Below are 19,978 nucleotides of genomic sequence, written 5' to 3' on the forward strand. Positions count from 1 at the left end.
AAACTAAAGAACCAGTCGCCGATTGATTACAGGCGACTGGCCGTTTAAACTTGAAAGGTGTTTTGATCCCTGTCTCATAAATGGGGGTCAGTCCCAAATGCATACAGGCTTTTTTTAAGTTTATTTCATTCTTTGTTTTGAAGCTTTATAGCAAACCGTTAGCCTCAGCTTCCAATCGAAGACGCTTATACTTTGCCGCATACTTGCTTACACTGTGGACTACCGTCGCATGTGACCACGTTAGCGGTGCTACCGATAGCGGCGATCCGTCAAACGGATTAAGCTGCTCCGGCAGCAAGCCGCTTTTGAGCGCATGATCGGATACCCATTGCAGCGTGCGGCGCGGTCCTTCCAGCTCTTCAAGCGATTTGGCTGAATCAATCTCGAAATTAGCTACCCAAAGCGTGCAAATAATCCATGGGTTGCCGGGAACCTTATCAATTTCGCCGGATTGCTGGAAGTAATAATCATTCGTGTAGCGAGCGACGCCCCCGATATGAGTTTTCACCTGCAAGCCTTCCTTAATCGCCAGCATCGTTTGCACGACGCGGTAATCATCAACAGGCAATACGCCAAACTCAAGAACGCCAAACAAGCTGCTCTCGAGCGTCATATCCTTCACCCAGCGATTGTCCTTCTGAATAAGGCCGCGCGCGAACCGTCCGGCATCTTCATCCCACAGTTGGGTAATGATGCCGTGCTTAATCTCTTCTGCCGTTTTTTTGTAATGGTCGCTGCGCTCATAATCGCCGAACAGATCGGTGAAGAACGAAGCAGCCATCAGGCCGCCATAGACAGAAGCAGCCGTATACGTCCAGATGCCGTAGCGCTCCTCCCACAGGTCGTAGCTTGGCTTTGGCAGCGACAAGGATGGCTCCATATAGGAGCTTAGAAAGGTTGCTGCCTTTCGAATTAAATTGCTGTACAGCGACTGCGGCAGCTCAATGACTTGATTGCGCGAATAGTCCTTCCATAAGGCAAACAGCACGAGAGCTGTCTCATCCTCTTGAATAGGCAAACGTCTGCTTCCCTGCACGATGTAAGGATGCCAGCTGGAGCCAACGGTGCCATCCGGGTTGTACTTGTGATACAAATACCCATCTGGCGATAAGGCTTGCGCGCAAAAGTGAAAAAACGGAGCGATCACGCTTTGATAGCCGGCCATCGACATGGCGTCAGCAATAAGGGCGCCGTCACGCGGCCACATATAGCTGTAATGGTCACGATTGTACTGCAAAATATCGGTATCATTCGCAGCCAATATTGCTCCGCGTTCATCAACCTGCGTTCGAACAAGCAGCAAGCTTAGCTTGAACATCTTCACAACATCATGCGGCAAATCGCCAAGATCGGATTCTGCGCGGCGCAGCCAATGCTTCCAGTAAATAACCATTCGGCTGAGAAGCTTCTCCGGATGATTTTCCTGTACGTATTGGTTCAGCTCTTTTACTTCTTCGAGATTTTGGCCGATAGACATCCAATAATAAATCGTCTTATCGTTGTTCGGCTGAACGACCGTTCGGAAGCTGATCGTACTGTCCACGGAGCCTTGGGCAATCGAATTGCCCATCAGCACGCCATCCTCCGCATCGCGCCAAGTGCCTTCTGCGGATTGAAACCTTTTTATGCCTGTCGAGTATTGCGTCATGCCGCCTTCGTCAGAGAAGCCGTTGAACATAAAGTAGTTGTTCCGTTTGTAATGATACAGGGTATGATTCTCCGGATAATAGACCGCGGTATCTCCAACCTCCGTGCCATCGATCATCAAATCCTGATGGAAGAACAAACGGACTTCTTTAGGATCGTTTGTTCTGTTGCGGACGACAACCCGCTTAATATAAATACACTCGCGCTGATGAATGCCGTCATTCATATGAAGCTCGATTCCCAGTCCATCATGCTTCGCTGTAATGTTCGTCACTAAGGAATCCTCGATATAATCCAAATCGAATCTCCACTCCGGCTCATCAAGCCAGCTAAAAGCGCCTTCCACCCAGACACCTAAGCGGCAATACTGACCGCCTACATGATTCAACTGTCCAACGTACGGATAATAAATATCGCGAATATAACAGTGCTGATCCAAATTAAGAAGCATCTTTCCGTTGCCGATTACAAGATGACGGGCCATGATTCCTTCTCCTTTCGATGCGCTGCAAGTTGTGAGTAAACGGATATATAGGCTTTGGCGGAACGGTTCCAGCTGTAATCCTCCTTGTTGCCGTTAAACACAATTTGCTTCCAAGCTTCCTCATTACGATAAAGAGCTAACGCTCTGCGTACGGTGTACATATAATCGTGCGCATTGTAATTCGTAAAGCTGAAGCCGTTACCTTCGCCAGTATATTCGTTGTAGGCTTGTACCGTGTCCTTAAGTCCTCCTGTCTCGCGAACAATCGGCACGGTACGGTAGCGCAGCGCAATCAGCTGACTTAGACCGCAGGGTTCAAATTGAGAAGGCATCGCAAACATATCCGAGCCCGCATAGATGCGGCGGGCAAGCCTGTCGTCGTAGCCTATCCATACTGCAACCTTATCGGGATGGCGATATGCGGCATCATTCAAGAAATGCTCATAACGACCTTCGCCCGCACCTAAGATTACAAATTGAACGTCCTCTTGAAGCAGCTCCTCGAAAGTAGCGGCGATCAGATCAAAGCCCTTTTGTTCCACAAGCCGGGATACAATTCCGATAAGAGGCACCTCTTCGGATTGCGGCAGTCCCAGCTCGCGCTGGAGCTCTACTTTATTTTTTCGCTTGCGGCTGATCGAATTCCGGTATGGCACCTCTAGCGCGTTATCATTCATCGGATCAAACAGCTCGTCATCGATGCCGTTCACGATTCCGATCAAATCTCCTGAACGGTATCTAAGCAGCGAATCCAGCCTCTCGCCAAAATATTCGGTTTGAATCTCTTGCGCGTATGTGCCGCTGACCGTTGTCAGCTTGTCTGCATATACGAGACCGCCTTTCATGCAGCTGCCGGCACCATGAAATTCCAAGCTGTCGGTAAGAAACATGTCATCGCCCGCTCCCAGCAGATCCTTCAGCAGGTCGATGCCGAACAAACCTTGATACTTCAGGTTATGAATCGTAAATACCGATTTGGTGTAGGCCCACGCCGGATCGAAATAATAACGGGTCTTCAGCAGGAACGGGATGAGGCCGGTTTGCCAATCATGGCAATGCACGATATCAGGATGAAATTCCATATATCGGACCGCTTCCATCACGGCAAAGCAGAAAAAAACGAACCGTTCCGCATCATCGCCATAGCCGTAAAGCCCTTTTCGCTTAAAATAAAACTCGTTATCGATCAAATAATAAATCGTTCCGTCAAACTCCGCTTTGAGCAGACCGCAATATTGGTTGCGCCAGCCAAACGATACGGTAAAATGGGCAATTTGCTCGAACTGCCCAATAAGTGCGGCTGGAATTTCTTCATATTTTGGCAATACGACTCTGGTATCAACGCCCCGTTTATTCAGCGCCTTAGGGAGCGCCCCTGCAACGTCGGCGAGACCACCCGTCTTCGCTAGCGGCACCGCTTCAGAGGTTGCGAACAATATGTTCATAGGATTCTCCTTTCTAATTGACGCGGTATGAGCGCCTTCAAAAACCCAACTGGAGACACATCTTTAGGACGGCTCTAGCGAGCAAATTGTATTATATGATTTTCCGTTTTCCTGCTAGAAACGGCGAACTTGCGGCGCCTCTAATATCACGATCCGCTTCAACGCGAACATCTTTGTCCAAGATGCTGTGCGAGAGGAAGCTATTTTCCCCGATAACGCCGTTTTGCATAACGATGCTGTTGCTGATGACCGCGCCTTTTTGAACATGAACCCCGCGGAATATGATGCTATTGGTAACCGTGCCTTCAATGCGGCAGCCGTTCGCAATAAGCGAATTCGTAACCTTGGAGCTTCCTAAATACCGTGCCGGCGGCTCATCCTTAACCTTGGTAAAGATAGGGCCTGGCTGGTAGAAAAGCTCTTTCCACACGTCGGGATCGAGTAAATTCATATTATTGCGATAATAGCTGCTCAGCGTATTGACGACACCCAAGTAGCCATCATACATGTACCCATAAACGTTCAGCTTGTCGAGCCTGGAAAAAATAGCATGGCGAACCAAATGATCCTGGCCCTGCGCAAGCGAGGTTTCTACCAGCTCCATAAGCAAATCCTTGCGCATAACGTACATCTCCATGGAGCTGATATCGCTGGTCATCCGTCCATAATGATCTTGAATCGAGGTGATGCGGCCTTCATCATTCATCCGCACCTTGCGGGCTTTGCCCGACAGCAAATCCTCCTGCTGCTTGCACACAACCGTAATATCGGCTTCTTTCTCCAGATGAAATTGAATGACCTTCTCAAAATCTATATTACACACCATATGGCTGCGAGTAATCACCACATAATCGAGCGATGAGCGATTAAAATAATCACGCTGCTGATAGAAATGGTACAGATCGCCGCGGCTGATCTCCTGAATATCGTCCGTTGCCGGCGGTAGCACAAATAATCCGCTCTGGCGATGCTGTAAATCCCAGTGCTTGCCTGAGCCAAGATGATCCATAAGCGAGCGGTATTTCGTATGAGCGAATACGGCTACCTTAGAAATGCCCGAATTGACCATGCTCGACAGAACAAAATCGATTAAGCGATAGCGTGCGCCAAAGGGTACCGTTGCGAGGCAGCGTCCCTGTGTAAGTCGTTCAAGCTCGTCAGTCTCATGAATTAGATTGATGACGCCCATGACTTTATGCTTCATGAGTGCTCCACCTCCTGCAGCAAATGGTCGTTCGTCACGTATTGATCAACAGCAATAACGGTTATGGCATCATCATCAGGGCTGCCGATCGTAACGCCCGCTTGTATGACTGCCCCTTCGCCAATGATAGCTCTATAAATGCGCGCGCCTTCACCTATACGTACATTAGGCATGACTACGGACTCGGTAATAACCGTGTTTTTTGCTGCTTTGACGCCGTAGAACAGAACGGATCGGTCCACGATGCCTTCAATCATGCAGCCTTCCGTTATTAACGAAGCGGATACTTCCGCGGTAGATCCGATATGCTGCGCCGGCTGATTAGGACTAACCGAATAGATGCGCCAACCGGCGTCGGCAAGCTCAAGCGGCGGCTCGTCGGCGATGAGGTCCATGTTCGCTTCCCATAAGCTCTCGATCGTACCAACATCCTTCCAGTATCCCTTGAACGGATAGGAATGCAGACGTTTTCCGTCCCTCATCATGGCAGGAATCAGATCCTTGCCAAAATCATGATTGGAGCTGCGGCTTGCCTCATCGTAAATCAAATATTTTTGAAGCTCTGACCATGTGAAAATATAAACGCCCATCGATGCGATGTTGCTCGTTGGATTTTTCGGTTTTTCCTCGAATGAGGTTATGCGATCCTCATCATCGATGTGCATCACGCCAAAGCGGCTTGCTTCTTTCCAATCCACCTCGATGCCTGCGATCGTCACGTCGGCGCCAGAGCGCTTATGATGCTGCAGCATCAGCTCGTAATCCATTTTGTAAATGTGATCTCCCGAAATAATGAGGACATATTCAGGATTATAAGGTTCAATGAAAGACATATTTTGATAAATGGCATTCGCCGTTCCCTTGTACCAGACGCCGCCCTTTTGTTTCATAAACGGAGGCAGAATCGTCATCCCGCCATCACGGCGGTCAAGTCCCCAAGGACTGCCGATTCCAAGGTAGCGATTAAGCTCAAGCGGCTGATATTGCGTCAATACGCCCACCGTATCAATCCCTGAGTGCGCGCAATTGCTTAAGGTAAAATCAATAATTCTGTATTTCCCGCCAAAATAGACAGCTGGCTTTGCCAAATCCTTAGTGAGCACGCCTAGCCTTTTTCCTTCGCCTCCTGCGAGCAGCATAGCGATCATTTCTTTTCGGCCCATGGACACCAACTCCCTCTCAATGTGTATCCCCCAGATCTAAGGTGATGAACTGGAATGTAAAGGGGGGTAAATGAAGCGCAATGCTCTGATCGTGACCGTGCCAAGCGACGTTTTCGCTGCTGTAGCATAGCTGTGTTTGTGTTTCCGTTCCGCCAAATTGCTTGTCATTGCTATTTATGAAAGAGCGATAAGAACCTGGCTCTGGAACACCGATACGAAATGGCTGATAGTCATTTCTAGAGAAATTGGCAATGATGATGGAAAAGCTGGATTTTCCGCGGCGGATAAAGGATATGACAGATTGTGCTGAATTATGAACGTCAATCCATTCAAAGCATGCGGGATCGCTGTCTCGCTCCCAGAGCGAAGGCTCATTCTTGTACATATGATTGAGCGACTTTACATATCGTTGCATGCTGCGGTGCGTATCATAATCGAGGAGCATCCAGTCGAGCATATCGCCGTCTTTCCACTCGTCGAATTGACCAAATTCACTGCCCATAAATAACAATTTCTTGCCGGGATGCGTCATCCAATATCCGTAAAACAATCGCAACTGCGCGAATTTTTCTTCATAGCTTCCAGGCATTTTGTTTAAGAGCGAGCGTTTGCCGTGTACAACTTCATCATGTGAAAGAGGTAGAACATAATTTTCAGAGAATGCGTATAGGAGCGAGAACGTGATGAGATGGTGGTGGTGCGAGCGTTCGGCCGGATCGAGCGCCATATAGCGCAGCATATCGTTCATCCAGCCCATATTCCATTTAAAATTAAATCCGAGGCCGCCTCTGTAGGTTGGTGCTGTGACTGCGGGCCAAGCGGAAGAATCTTCAGCAAGCATAAGGGTATCGGGGTAATAATGAAACACCGTTTCATTGAGCTTCTTGATGAAGCGAAGAGCATCTAGGTTGTCTGGCCCGCCGAGGTAGTTGTAAGTGTGCATTTCTGGCGGTTTGTCCATATGTAAATTAATCATGCTGGCGACAGCATCCACTCTCAAGCCGTCGATGTGATAGAGATCCATCCAGTACATGGCGTTGGAGATTAGAAAGCTTACGACCTCATTTTTGCCAAAATCAAAGGCAAGCGTTCCCCAGAGCGGCTTCTCAGCGCGCTTAGCGTCAGCACCCTCGAAGATCGGCTTTCCGTCAAATAGACGCAAGCCGTGATCATCCTTGCAGAAATGTCCAGGTACCCAGTCTAAAATAACACCGATCCCGGACTGATGGCACTTGTCAACAAAACGCATCAATTGCTTAGGCGTGCCGTATCGGCTTGTTACGCCATAAAAGCCAGTAATTTGGTAGCCCCATGATTGATCAAGTGGATGCTCTGAGATGGGCATCAGCTCGATATGGGTATATCCCAATTCCACTGTATAAGGAATCAAATCATCAGCCAATTCATCAAACGTAAAAAAGTCTTCTTTGCCTTTAATCTTCCAAGAGCCTGCGTGTACCTCATAGATAAGCAGCGGATTCGAATAGGCTGGAAGCTCCCGCTTCTGAAGCTGCCATTCTTCATCCTCCCACTCATAACCGCGCAACTCCGCTACGATTGAGGCCGTACCAGGCCGAAGCTCGGCAAAAAACGCATACGGATCAGCCTTGCGAATGACGTTCCCTTCGGAAGTCACAATCTCGTATTTGTACAATTCGCCTTCGCCGATCTTTGGAACAAACAAGGTGAAGATGCCCGTCGTACCGATACGTTCCATCGGATGAAGCTTCCCATCCCACTTGTTGAAACCGCCGATAACTCGAACCTTTGCTGCATTTGGAGCCCATACAGTAAATCGGACGCCATCATTTCTGCCCACACGGACGAGGTGCGCACCCATAAAACGGTAGCTGTGATAAGAGCTGCCTTCGTTAAATAAATAGAGGTCCTTGTGCGATAATCCGTTAGGTGCCGTTTGAACCATTCGTGGTTTCACCTCCCAGTTGGATGATCTATGAATAGGCAAAAAACAGCTGTGCTTGATTTACCGTAACCACATTATACATGGTTTGATGAAAAAAACACAGTTGTTTTCATAGATATTCGACAGCTTCATTTATCTTATGTCAGATTTCGTGACATTGATCTGACCTGTCCCCATTACACGCTGTATGTAATAGTGCTTAGAACAATAACCTTTCGTAATCGATAGTTTAGGACAATTGATCCATTTGCAGTTCGGGGCTTGCTTCTCGCGTCGAGGCCTTACAGTATGGGGATCTCCGTGGCGCAGCAGTCGTTGATGATGCATGGCGCACAAATCCTTCGCTTTAATCGGCTTCAAACAGTTTTCTATGCTGCATTGGTTCATATTCAGTCTCCCCTGTGTGTTTGCCTGATAGCTCATACCTATTGATAGAAGTTGTCTGCTATCCATATTATCGGGAAATGAAAATAGAATAAAGCCTGCTGTACGTTTGTTAAGAGCGATTAATTACAAGCAAAACACCAAATGCACGTGATTTGTAAGCGTTAAGCTACCGAGTTTAATTAATTAAACCTAAAACGCCCATTTGAATCACTGAAACGAAAATGTCAAATTCATGGGCTTGTTTGTCCTCTTCGGCTATTTTATACTTTTACTTGTTTGTTAAGGAACGGAATGGTAGTTAGAGGAGTGTTTATTTTTGTCGATTTATAGCCAAATTTTTCAACTGATGGATCAGCCGATGATTCTCTTGAGTCAAAATGACCGAGAGGTGCGTATCGATGATGCCAATCAAGCCTTTCTCCGGTTAACCGGCTACACGCTTGCGGAGCTGCAATCCAAAAAAAGCAGCTATTTGCTTAAAAAATATAAAATTGATAATTCCAGGCAAGTATTAAAAAGCGAAGTAAACATCTATACGAAGCTGAAGCGCCAAGTCACCGTTCGCATTGATCAGCAGCCCTTGCCCAAATCCAGCCAAGATGAACGTATTCGCGCATTTGTTATTTTTGAAGACTTAACCCCCTACAAATGGATTGAGCAGAAAGCAGAACGAAACAAAGTATTGATCAGCGGTATTGTGGACAGCCACCAGCATGTCCGTTTTGTGAGAGATGGCCTCGCTCCCCTGTTGTTTGAAGCGGATCGCAACTTAAAGGACGAGACGCTCATGCAGTTTATCGCCGATACGGATCACGGTTCCATGAGAGAAGTGCTCCGGGAAGCCTATCAGTATAAAAAAGAGAAAAGCATAACGATTACAACAAGCAAGCAAAGCGGCATTGAGCTTGAAATGTCCGTCACGCTCGCCCCTATCATCGACGGCTATGGCGACGTATCCGAGTTTGCCTTCGTGATCTGGGATTTACGCCCCATAGACAACCAAATCGACGCCTCGGTAAAGCTCCGCATTTGGATGGCCAAAAGAGATATAACCGCAGGTCACCTATCTGCCTTAACCGGCATCTCGATTCAAACGATATCGAAGCTGCGCAACGGAAAAATATTAAAGCCCCAAAGGCTCACAGCAGAGCTGATCGCTTCGGAGCTTCAAATTGAAGTTCATGAGATATGGTCGGAAATAAGAAAATAAAACTAACGGATAAATGACGTGAGCTCATCGGTATAAAACAGATGCAGCTCATGCATGGCTCTTGTGCAGGCCGTGTAAAACAGCTTTCTTTCGCTTTCATGCCCGTAATAGGATTGGCTGGCGTTGCTAATAAGCACCGCATCAAACTCGACGCCCTTGGCGAGATAAGAAGGAATGACGATAATCCCTTTCTCAAAGGTAACCGTTTCTTTCTCGACCAAACGCAGCTTAGGCAGATGAGTCTGCAAGGCTGCGTGCACGCGTTTGCTTTCAGCAGCTGTTTTGCAAATGACCGCCACCGATTGATAGCCCGACTGCACCAATTGATCGATTCGGTCCTTCATCTTGTTCGCTAGCTGCGATTCATCATCAGCTTTGGTAATCGTTGGCTCTTCGCCGTCACGGTTAAATGGCTCGATTTGGTCGCCTCCGTCAATCATTCGGCTCGTGAAGGCTACGATTGGCCGCGTAGACCGGTAGCTTCTAGTAAGAATGATCTTCTCCGTTTCTTCCTCGCTGTAAAGCTCCGATAAAGGATCGAATCCGTTGCCTGCGACGGCATGCACGAATATCGACTGGTTAAGGTCACCGAGCACGGTCATTTTGCAGTTAGGAAAAATGCGCTTTAGGTAGTGATACTGGAACGGTGAATAATCCTGAGCCTCGTCGATAAACAGATGCTTCACCGACGTATTCGTATGGAAGCCTTCCAGTTTTTCTTTTAAATACAAATATGGCGTCGCATCCTCGTAGAAAATATTCCCGCTTTTAAGCATAACAAGCGTTTGCTCGCTGATCTCCTTCCACTTGTCCGGGAGCTTATGCTCGCTCGCGTTCACGCGCTCCAGCAGGGAATGATTGTTTTCAAACAAGCGCCTGTAAATCGCGGGCACATCCAGAAAGGATAAACGCTTCACCCGTCTGCGCAGCTTCTTGAATTTCGCCTGCACGACCATAGCCGCTAAATAATCATGCTCCGCATCAAAGTCATCAAAGGAATTGCCGGCAAAACGATTTTTTCGCTGCAGCTCTTCAAAGGCTTTGGCATACGCCTCTTGGTCCAGCAGCTCGATCTGATCCTTAACCCATTCCTGCTCGCGCTCTTCTCGGCTTAGTCTCGTAAGCTCCTTCAACATCCATTCAGCCGTTAAGCGCATGCGGTTGCCGATTGAAATGGAACGGTCGTTTTTATAAAATTGCTCCGCAATGTCCGATTGGGAAATGAGCGTACGCCCCTTAAAGGTGACGGCTTTAAAAACCAACCCTTCTTGGCCAAGCGCGGCAGCGTAGCCATCGATCAGGCGCATAAACTCGGCGCCGGATTTGTAGGTAATGCCGGCGATTCTAGCCTCATATTCGCTGTCATGATCAGCGGCGAGCGTATATTCCATCTGCGAAAAAGGGTCCTCTAACGCAAATGTTTGTCCAAGCCTGTGCTCAAGGTATTGCTGATACGTCGTTTGCTGCATATTTTGTTCGCCAAGCTCAGGCAGCACCGTTGCTACGTAGCTGTTGAACATCGGATTGGGGGAAAATAAAACGATTTGATCGGCATTCAGCCAGCCCCGATAACGATAAAGCAAATAAGCCACGCGCTGCAATGCAGCAGACGTTTTCCCGCTTCCAGCCGCGCCTTGTACGATGAGAAGACGCGCGCGCTCATTACGAATGATCCGGTTCTGCTCCCGCTGAATGGTGGCGACAATGCTCTTCATCTGAGCGTCGGATTGCTTGCCCAGCACCTCTTGAAGCAGCTCATCGCCAATGGTAACGCCCGTATCGAACATGCTGCGAATCTGTCCGTCACGGATAATATATTGCCGCTTGAGCAGCATTTCGCCGTTTATCGATCCGCTCGGCGTTTCATATTTGACCGGTCCCGGGCCGTAATCATAATATAGGCTGGAGACAGGCGCGCGCCAATCATAAATTAAATAATCATAGCCGCTTTCGTCAAGCAGCGAGCCCACGCCTAAATAAATCGGCTCCGAATTTGTTTGTCCTTGCTCCACAAAATCGATTCGGCCAAAATACGGGGAATGCTCCAGCTTTAATAGCGTTTTGAGCTGTTCCTCGGCATGGCGATGGCTTCTTTCGCGCTCCGACAGCACCTCTGCCTGCTGCTTCATGCTCGCGTGCGATTCAGCTGATTCTGCCGCATCCTCAAAATTGAGCGTTACGTCATCCCAGAAATTACGACGAATATCAACAATATCCTCGCGCATCCCGCCTACCTGTTTTTGAAATTCCTCTATTCGCGAGCGGATGATCCCCGTCACGCCATTTACACGCTGCTGCTCTTGCTGCAACTGTTCATTTGGATTCGTCATGATAACACTCCTTAACTATTTAGTAAGGCTAACCAGTACATAATCATACCATTCCTAAAACGGAACATCCATTCTACCATCTTCTGCCGCCTATGTGAAACGCCTTATGAAAATCTATTGCCGCGCTCATAAGAAGCGTTTATAATGACAAAGGCAGAAAAACAGGTCAATTGATACACTATACTTGCAATCCGCGGTTCGAAAACTCCCGCGTTATCAAAACTAGGAGGTTACATGTAAGATGTTTAATTTGTGGTTTGGCGCGATCTTTATGCTCGTGCATTTTTCGTTATTTCTTTTATCCTACCGTTTTTTCGGACGGATAGGCATATACGCTTGGATCGGCATGGCCACCGTGCTTGCCAATATTCAAGTAGTCAAAACAATCGATATCCATGCTTTTGGCATGATTATAGCGATTACGCTCGGCAACACCATGTACGGCACGATTTATTTAGCCTCTGACCTATTAAACGAGAAATATGGCGAGAAAGCGGCTAAAAAAGCGGTATGGTTTGGTTTCTTCACCCTTATTGCCACAACTATTATTATGCAAATGGCGCTGCTCTTTAATCCGCTGAACGAGCCATTTCCGCTTGAGGTTCAGGGCGCGCTGGAAACGTTGTTCGGGCTTATGCCTCGCATTGCCTTAGCTAGCTTGTGTGCTTATTTTGTCAGCCAGTTCCTTGACGTTAAGATCTATTCTGTATTAAAACGTCTGTGTCCTGCTCCAAATCAGCTCTGGATTCGCAACAATGGAAGCACGGTAGTAAGCCAGCTTGTTGATACGTTCATTTTTTGTACGATTGCATTCGCTGGCGCTGAAGGCTATGACAATAAGCTTTGGCTGTCGATTTTCTTGTCGACTTATGTCATTAAATTTATTGTTTCCCTTGTTTCGACACCGTTCTTATATGCGGCAAGAAGCTTCACCTTCAAAGAAGAGAAGGAAAGCTCGGCTGCTTAAGTTAAATAAGGATACAAAAGCGGGACTGCCTTCTGCCAGCATCCCGCTTTTTTATCCTTATGGCATAAATCCAATATCATCGAGCATGACTTTCCCGGATTCGCTCACGAACCGGAACGTAATCCGGCTGATTTCTTGAGCCAAAATCGGCTTCCCCTCCGTGCCAAACTCATCTATAGGCAGCACATAGGTTTGGAACACAGGCTCTGTCGCTTCTTTGTATTTCTCTTCCTTTATTCGCTCTTCCAGCCAAGACAGATTCATAAAGGCTGTGTATGCTGGCGGAGCTACTGGCATAATATCGTCTAGCACCAGCTCCACACTTTCCCCGTTCACCGTTGTTAGCTCGATTTCAACTGCTGGCAGCGGCGGCAATCCCGTGTCCGCAGCGGCGGCATCTGCGTCATTTGCAGCGTTTGACGTTTCAGCTTCATCTTCTGCAACCACTTGCGAGGCAAGATCACGCTCAAGATTGGCCATAGAGAACACAAGATTGCCTTCCGTTAAACCTTCTGCCTCGATACTCGTCTTAGGAGAAAGCTCCAGCTCATATTGTGCCCCGGGTTTATTCCATTCCAGTTCGATTCCTTTTGTGCCTTTGTTTTTCCCGTCGCGGTCCTCGGCAGATTCAATCTGCCATTCCTTCATGCCTGTCGCAGTAGCCTTGCCTCCGTCCTTAAGCACCGTTTTCCGTTTGCCATCGTCATAGCGGGCGATTTCGGTAAAAGCGGATTGCTCGTATCGATTCACATATGCCGTTTCCGGCAGCCATGCTAATCCCGTGCGATAGTCTTTAAACAAAGGCTTGTAGCTCTCGTCTCCGAGTAATGTCGCTTGCAGAAATGCCGAGACATACACCTTTGATATTTGGCGCTGCTCCTCAGCTTCCAATAGATCCTGGCGATTCAAGAACAAGCCGCCGGGCGGGCGCTCATCCATCCTTCCCCAGTCTGAATTGAATTGGCTATGGTTCGCGTCAGCTATATATAATGCCGCTTTGAACTTATCCGATTGCTCCGTGAAGGCTGTTCTGCCGTACTGGCGATCGCCGTAAAAATTGTTCACGTCAGCATCTCTAGCCCCTTGAAGCGTTAAATAGTTAACATCGGTTAACCGGGCAGACTTATCATCTACCTGCTTGTCCGTAGGCGCGATCGCGATTACGGATTGGATCGAAATGTCTTTTAGGCTGTTCATTGTTTTATCCTCTTTGAACCACCGCATGGCATCCGCTGCCATCGCAACAGCCTGCCCGCCTCGCGAGTGCCCGATCAAGGCAACCTTGTCTAAATCTACGCGATCCGAAAAAGGATTTCCTGCTGAATCGTTTAACTGCTTGATTTGCTGCAAATGCTTTAATAGCAGCCAAGCACGCACCTTCATATCATTATTGGGAATTCCCGACCATACCGAATAATTAAGAAAATTTTCATCGACAGAAACGGCTATAATGCCTTTGCTGGCAAGCATTTCACCAAGATAGCCATATCCGCCGTCAGAAAAATCTTCCATAAGATGGTTGCCGTGAACCATTAGCACAATTGGAAACGGGCCATCACCTTCTGGCATCCAAACCCGACCATTCAAAGGAAGATCATGCTCATCAAAACCCCAAAACCTTGTTTTGAGTGATGACCATTTGCTTATATGGGCAGACGCATCGACTGGGGTAGTCTTCACACCGACTTCATCCGCAAAAATCGCTCTATGCTTGTCTTGCCCGCTTCCATAAGCAAAGGCTTGGAAAGTAAATGCTCCCTGCTCCGCAGGATTGGGCAAGTCCAAAGAAACAACGCTATCGGCTAATTGATCGTTAAACGCGCTTTCCCTTTGCGGCACAGCCGCTGGTCCCGGCCAATCAATAAAGACATAACCAAAGGCTATCAAACAGGCAAATCCAAATGCAAGAAGCGCCTTGCTGCCCGGTTTTATTCGCATTTTGAATAGTAATCCTAGTAAAATTCCAGCAAATGCACCTGCTAGTGTGAACGCCAATGAAACGACAATCGACATCATAATGCCAAGTTCGGCAAAATATAAGATTATATATGTTTCAACGAGCACAAAGATCCAAACTGCTGTGAATCTTCGCGGCAAAGGCAGATACATTAGATTCAAAAGGAATGATAGCAAGATAGCAGCTATGCTCATAGCAGCAGCGTTAATAGCTAAAAATATAATGATGTCTATTGCTGTGCCAAGACCTGTCGGCATCCCAAGGACAGCAGCAAGCATCGATAAGGATCCGAACAAGGCGGTGCTGCCGGTAGCCGTTCGCCATACGAGATGATCACGGGCATTTCTTGTTACATACCGATTTGTTAGCCATGTTTTCGTTTTTTCCCACTTGCTTGGTTCATATCGTTGTATTTCCGTGTCTTGTAAGCCTAATTCCATAAATCCCCCTTCACAGACAGCCAGTTTCTCCCGTCTCGACGCTGAATATCTACCGGCACTTCAAAAAACTCGCTCATTAGAGCTGAAGTCAGCACGTCGGACGTTTCATTGGCTGCGAAGACTTGTCCTTCCTTAATTAATAACGTCTTCGTAAAAACGGGCAAAATCTCCTCAACATGATGCGTCACATAAATGATCGTCGGCGCATTGCTCTCGGCCGCAACGGCAGCGACCATCTGCAGCAGCTGCTCCCTCGCAAATACATCAAGGCCGGTACACGGTTCATCCAAAATCAAAAGCTTCGGCGACGCCATTAGCGCCCTAGCGATTAAAACGCGCTGCCGCTCTCCTTGTGACAATGTATCATAAGTCCTCTCCATCAATGCCGTACAGCCCAGCGCCTTCATTAAAGCTTCCGCTCGGCCGAGATCCTCTGAATCGGTTTGGTCATACAAGCCAATTGTAGCAAATTTGCCGCTAAGCACGATCTTTATCGCTGTTTCGCTGCCATACAGCTTCTGCTGCAGCGAGGTGCTGACCCAGCCAATGCTTTTGCGAAGCTCGCGCAAATCAAACTCCCCAAACGTTTTGCCGAGCACCGCCATGCTGCCTTCAGTTGGCCATATATACCCATTTATCATATTCAGCAGCGTCGTTTTCCCAGAGCCGTTTAGCCCAAGCAGGCACCAGTGCTCGCCTTCGTTCACCTGCCAATTTATATTTTTCAAAATTTGTTTATGGTTTCGATCCCAAGATACGTTATGAATGTCAATAATCATCGTTTAGTCTCCTATCTGTTGACAGCTCTGTTTGGTGTAAATTTGACTTGGCCTATAATATCGACCATTATAAGCATATACATAAACGTTAGTTCAGGAGTGATCTACAAATGAAAACCAATCAGCTAAAGCAATGGGCTCATTTTTTTCTAACTTATAAATTTGCGCTTGATGCCGTAGAAACGAAACTTAACATTCTAAATGAAGAATTTCAATTTATTCATGACTACAATCCAATCGAACATATGAAGACGAGAATTAAAGCGCCGGAAAGCGTTATGCAGAAGCTGCAACGCAAAGGTCTAGATATAACGCTTGAGGATGCCAAAGAGCATATCCGCGATATTGCGGGGGTGCGCGTGATCTGCTCCTTCTCAACCGATATTTACCAAATCGTCGATATGATTAGCAAGCAAAGCGATGTTAGAGTCGTTGAGCTTAAGGATTATGTGATCAATCCGAAGCCTAATGGCTACCAAAGCATTCATTTGCTTATTGAAATTCCAGTATTCCTTACGGATCGGACGGAAAACGTTCTCGTCGAAATTCAGATCCGCACAATTGCGATGGATTTCTGGGCGAGCTTGGAGCACAAGATCTATTATAAATTTAATGAGCAAATTCCGCCACATATTCAGGAGCAGCTTAAAGGCTCGGCCGATATGATCCATTTGCTGGACAGGCAAATGCTGGCATTAAATGTAGAGGTGCAGAAGCATCGTGAGCAAGCCTTGAAATAACAAAAAAAGAAGCCCCTTCCCATTCGCTGGAAAGGAGCTTCTTTTTTTATTGCATATTAGTTAGGTAATCGCATAATAAAAGGGCACGATAATTAAATTTAATGCAAGTGCAATTAATCCGATCGCCATAGACCAACCACCGAGTCCGCGTGCGCCTTGTCGATAAGCGATGAAGCCAAGCACGGCTGCTGTAGCTCCCATCAATACCGGCCAAATAAACCATGACACAATCGCAAATACGAGTGACACCCAGCCAAGCGCATAACCGCCTGAACGAGCAACTTCCCGTTCTCCCCGATCTGTTCGTTCCACTTCAACGTACCGGTCTTCTCTCCGCTCCCCATGCACGCCAGAATTGCCTATTGCAAAATCCGCTGCCATTTCTTCATTCACATCAAGCAAGCGATCCGACCCCACTATAGGATGGCTTTTTTCCTCAAAATCATCACGATCATCCAGCAATTGTTTATAATCATCCTCATATTTACCCATCGACCATCACTCCTTTGGTTTAAAGGTAAGACAGCAAGTTGACTTGGACTGCTCCGCTTGGTCTTGATGATAAAGCCCGAGGTCATCCCCGGCAAACTCTTCGTTGAAATGGGCGTTGGCATGCTGATCAATTTCAACATTGATTGCACTTGCCCCGCAATTGTTGCCTTCCTTCCAGAAGCTGCAGTTAGCGACACTACAAGTCACGCCTTTTGGCATAAAAAAATCACCTCCACTATCAAGTTTCCCTGACCGGAGGTGATTCATTCTGCCTTATTTTTGTCCTTGCATGCGGCGCTGCGTCATGTAGTCATTTTCGTAGTAGGCCAATTCGTCACGCAGCTCCTCGAAAATTTTTGAAACGTTAAGTACGATATCGCGGGAGTCGCGGCTCGGTTTGAAACGGAAGCGAATTGCGTCTTGACCGGTATACGCGTAACGGCCATCCTCGGAATAACACTCATTCTTCGGATAGAAAAACGCGCTTACGCATTGATGGTAAACCTCATACAGCACCCGTTCCGCATAATCTGTATCAAAATTGGGGCGTCTGAGCAAAACTCCCAGTTTTTCAACCGCGACTTCAGAAAACACCAATAAATGTCTCAAATCGGATAATAGTCCTTTATAGAACGTTTGTGCTTCTTCACCTTGATCATCATTAGTTAATGTAAGCAGAGAATTGTTATTCAGAAACGGTTCAAGTTGATTTACCGCATCCTTTAGCTTCGTTCGAGTTGAATCAGTTAGCGATTTGACGTTAGCAGATGGCATATAGGTAGTTCCCCTTTCATAGTCCAAACACACGTAAAAACTACAGTCATCAATATCGTACCACAAATTACATGGAAGTGGTACTGGCGATTGACTCTTTTGTCCGCATATTTTCCGCTTTGAAACCCGAACCTATAGATTAGACACAGCCCAATTAGAACGATCAATGGAGGTTTCAAGCATGTCTAGAAAATGGATTGGTGCCCTTACAATTTTAGCCTTAGCTGCACTGCTTATACCTACAACGTCAATATTTGCTCCAAAGGATGTCAAAAAAACGCCTCAAAGCTCAAGCTTCTCTGTTAAGCGTGAGCACACGCTCAAAATGGCTACCCTACAAAATGACATGAAGGCAACATCCATGCTTTGCACAACGGAATGTTCCAAAGATTTTCAAAAGCTTATGAGCACAAGCATGGGCTCCAAACCAGCAGCAGATGAAAAAATCAAGCAAATGATGCACGAGCACATGCACATGTCCTATATTAGCTGGATTTCCGGCAAACGCAGCGTTAACCGCGGTACATTGCCCGCCACGGAAAAAGGCCAAGTCGAAACGTATGTCGCCGAGGCCAAAGCACAAGTAAGCAAAGGCGCAAAATATGAATCGCCTGCCTTCACAGCGAAAAACGGCAGTCGCTACATGGTGCTTGGCGTGCCTGATTCCAAGCACGCCAGCATCGGGGTTGTCGGCGTCATTAAGCAGGATATTGTAAAGTCTGTCGAGAAGCACCAATTGCGTAATCTCAGGCTTGTTCCATATCCAGCCGAAGGCAATTACAAAATTGAATCCGTGAAGCCGAACTCAACGACCGATACGACGGTCCGCACCGGCGAAGACAATGGCAATGCCAGCCACTATCATGTACGCGATGTCGTTGTCCATTTCACTAAGCCGCTTACTCCGGACGAGCTTGATCGCGTGAAGAAGGACATCCGCGCCGAATCGGTCAAGCAAGTCGGAGATACGTTTATATTCCGCTCCAAAAACATTGAAACGGATCAGCTTGTCCAGTATTTCAAGCAATCTTGGAATACCGAATATACAGAGCCGCATTACCTGTATATGACGAACGAAACAACTGATGCCATCATTCCAAACGACTCGCTCTATTCGGAATACCAATGGAATTTACCGTCCATCGAAACCGAGAAGGGCTGGAATGTATCCAAGGGCAATGACCAAGTTATCATTGCTGTGCTTGATACCGGCGTGCAAAGCAATCACCCTGATTTGAAGGGAAAAATTACGAAAGGCACCAATATCGTTAATGAAGGAGCAGACCCGGATGATGATGTAGGCCATGGTACGCATGTATCAGGCATTATCGGAGCCGTCGTTAACAATGGCGAGGGTGTGGCCGGACTATCCTGGTATAACAAAATTATGCCGGTCAAGGTACTCGACAGCAGCGGTGCAGGCTCTACCTATTCCGTTGCCCAAGGAATCATTTGGGCGGTTGACCACGGCGCCAAAGTCATTAACATGAGCTTAGGCAACTATGCGCAGGCTGACTTCCTTCACGACGCCATAAAATATGCTTATGAGCATGACGTCGTTATGATCGCTGCCAGCGGCAATGATAATACGGATCGCCCAGGCTATCCTGCTGCTTATCCGGAGGTATTCGCTGTCGCTGCAACGAACAGCAGCAAGGAGAAAGCTTCCTTCTCCAACTATGGCGACTACATTGACGTTGCCGCGCCAGGCGACAGCATAGCGAGCACCTATCCAGGCAGTCAGTACGCAGCGCTATCAGGCACTTCTATGGCAAGCCCTCATGTTGCGGCACTTGCAGGTTTGATCCGTTCCGTCAATCCGGCGCTGTCCAATGTCGAGGTCATGGAGATTATGCGTAAATCAGCGATTGATTTAGGAGATAAAGGCAAGGACAACTATTTTGGCTATGGCGAGATCGATGTCGACAAAGCGCTTCACGCTGCTTCAAAATTCGGAGGCGCTCTTCAAACCTATCCGGATCAAGTTAAACGCAGGTTAGATCACATCGTAACGAAATACGAGCATTAAGGTTTC

At 47.4% G+C, this 19,978-nt stretch carries 15 protein-coding genes; 4 read left to right on the forward strand and 11 right to left on the reverse strand.

Going from position 1 to position 19,978, the window contains the following annotated elements; genetic code table 11:
- Positions 1-145 precede the first annotated feature (145 nt).
- The 5 genes from ADU23_RS28130 to glgB form a co-directional block, all read right to left on the reverse strand.
- Positions 146-2,131, reverse strand: coding sequence for a glycoside hydrolase family 15 protein (locus tag ADU23_RS28130; RefSeq protein WP_053376789.1), 1,986 nt, complete (start codon positions 2,129-2,131; stop codon positions 146-148).
- Positions 2,113-3,576: a glycogen synthase GlgA gene (glgA, locus tag ADU23_RS28135; RefSeq protein ID WP_053376790.1), complete on the reverse strand. Its 1,464-nt coding sequence runs from the start codon at positions 3,574-3,576 to the stop codon at positions 2,113-2,115. Before glgA ends, ADU23_RS28130 begins: the two co-directional genes overlap by 19 nt.
- A 91-nt stretch (positions 3,577-3,667) precedes the next feature.
- The gene (gene glgD, locus ADU23_RS28140) at positions 3,668-4,780 is read right to left on the reverse strand and encodes a glucose-1-phosphate adenylyltransferase subunit GlgD (protein ID WP_053376791.1); all 1,113 of its coding nucleotides are present in this window, start codon (positions 4,778-4,780) and stop codon (positions 3,668-3,670) included.
- A complete protein-coding gene (locus ADU23_RS28145; protein WP_053376792.1) occupies positions 4,777-5,943 on the reverse strand; it encodes a glucose-1-phosphate adenylyltransferase in 1,167 nt (388 codons plus the stop codon). Before ADU23_RS28145 ends, glgD begins: the two co-directional genes overlap by 4 nt.
- 16 nt (positions 5,944-5,959) lie before the next feature.
- Positions 5,960-7,867, reverse strand: coding sequence for a 1,4-alpha-glucan branching protein GlgB (gene glgB / locus ADU23_RS28150; RefSeq protein ID WP_053376793.1), 1,908 nt, complete (start codon positions 7,865-7,867; stop codon positions 5,960-5,962).
- A 703-nt stretch (positions 7,868-8,570) separates the two neighbouring features.
- On the opposite strand from glgB, the gene ADU23_RS28155 reads away from it, so the two are divergent.
- The gene (locus ADU23_RS28155) at positions 8,571-9,464 is read left to right on the forward strand and encodes a PAS domain S-box protein (protein WP_053376794.1); all 894 of its coding nucleotides are present in this window, start codon (positions 8,571-8,573) and stop codon (positions 9,462-9,464) included.
- Between the two features lie 2 nt (positions 9,465-9,466).
- On the opposite strand, the gene helD is transcribed toward ADU23_RS28155, so the two are convergent.
- Positions 9,467-11,794, reverse strand: coding sequence for an RNA polymerase recycling motor HelD (gene helD, locus ADU23_RS28160; protein ID WP_053376795.1), 2,328 nt, complete (start codon positions 11,792-11,794; stop codon positions 9,467-9,469).
- Positions 11,795-12,035: 241 nt separating this feature from the next.
- Between helD and ADU23_RS28165 the strand changes: the two genes are divergently transcribed.
- Positions 12,036-12,761 (forward strand): queuosine precursor transporter, encoded by a 726-nt coding sequence (locus tag ADU23_RS28165; protein ID WP_053376796.1) that lies wholly within the window; start codon positions 12,036-12,038, stop codon positions 12,759-12,761.
- A gap of 57 nt (positions 12,762-12,818) precedes the next feature.
- Here ADU23_RS28165 and ADU23_RS28170 read toward each other — a convergent pair whose 3' ends face one another.
- Positions 12,819-15,158: a poly(ethylene terephthalate) hydrolase family protein gene (locus ADU23_RS28170; protein ID WP_053376797.1), complete on the reverse strand. Its 2,340-nt coding sequence runs from the start codon at positions 15,156-15,158 to the stop codon at positions 12,819-12,821.
- The gene (locus ADU23_RS28175) at positions 15,149-15,937 is read right to left on the reverse strand and encodes an ABC transporter ATP-binding protein (protein ID WP_176707850.1); all 789 of its coding nucleotides are present in this window, start codon (positions 15,935-15,937) and stop codon (positions 15,149-15,151) included. The genes ADU23_RS28170 and ADU23_RS28175 overlap by 10 nt, the downstream gene beginning before the upstream one ends.
- A 110-nt stretch (positions 15,938-16,047) precedes the next feature.
- On the opposite strand from ADU23_RS28175, the gene ADU23_RS28180 reads away from it, so the two are divergent.
- Positions 16,048-16,677 (forward strand): GTP pyrophosphokinase, encoded by a 630-nt coding sequence (locus ADU23_RS28180; protein WP_053376798.1) that lies wholly within the window; start codon positions 16,048-16,050, stop codon positions 16,675-16,677.
- A gap of 60 nt (positions 16,678-16,737) precedes the next feature.
- Here ADU23_RS28180 and ADU23_RS28185 read toward each other — a convergent pair whose 3' ends face one another.
- From ADU23_RS28185 to ADU23_RS28195, 3 genes are read right to left on the reverse strand one after another with little or no spacing between them, the layout of a single operon-like run.
- The gene (locus ADU23_RS28185) at positions 16,738-17,169 is read right to left on the reverse strand and encodes a hypothetical protein (protein ID WP_053376799.1); all 432 of its coding nucleotides are present in this window, start codon (positions 17,167-17,169) and stop codon (positions 16,738-16,740) included.
- A gap of 6 nt (positions 17,170-17,175) precedes the next feature.
- A complete protein-coding gene (locus ADU23_RS28190) occupies positions 17,176-17,388 on the reverse strand; it encodes a DUF1540 domain-containing protein (RefSeq protein ID WP_053376800.1) in 213 nt (70 codons plus the stop codon).
- Positions 17,389-17,442: 54 nt separating this feature from the next.
- Positions 17,443-17,943, reverse strand: coding sequence for a YpuI family protein (locus ADU23_RS28195; protein WP_053376801.1), 501 nt, complete (start codon positions 17,941-17,943; stop codon positions 17,443-17,445).
- Between the two features lie 181 nt (positions 17,944-18,124).
- Here ADU23_RS28195 and ADU23_RS28200 point away from each other — a divergent pair, with 181 nt between their 5' ends.
- Positions 18,125-19,972: a S8 family peptidase gene (locus ADU23_RS28200; RefSeq protein ID WP_053376802.1), complete on the forward strand. Its 1,848-nt coding sequence runs from the start codon at positions 18,125-18,127 to the stop codon at positions 19,970-19,972.
- The last annotated feature ends 6 nt before the right edge of the window (positions 19,973-19,978 follow it).

The sequence above is a fragment of the Paenibacillus sp. FJAT-27812 genome (genome assembly GCF_001273905.1).
Classification (GTDB): domain Bacteria; phylum Bacillota; class Bacilli; order Paenibacillales; family Paenibacillaceae; genus Pristimantibacillus.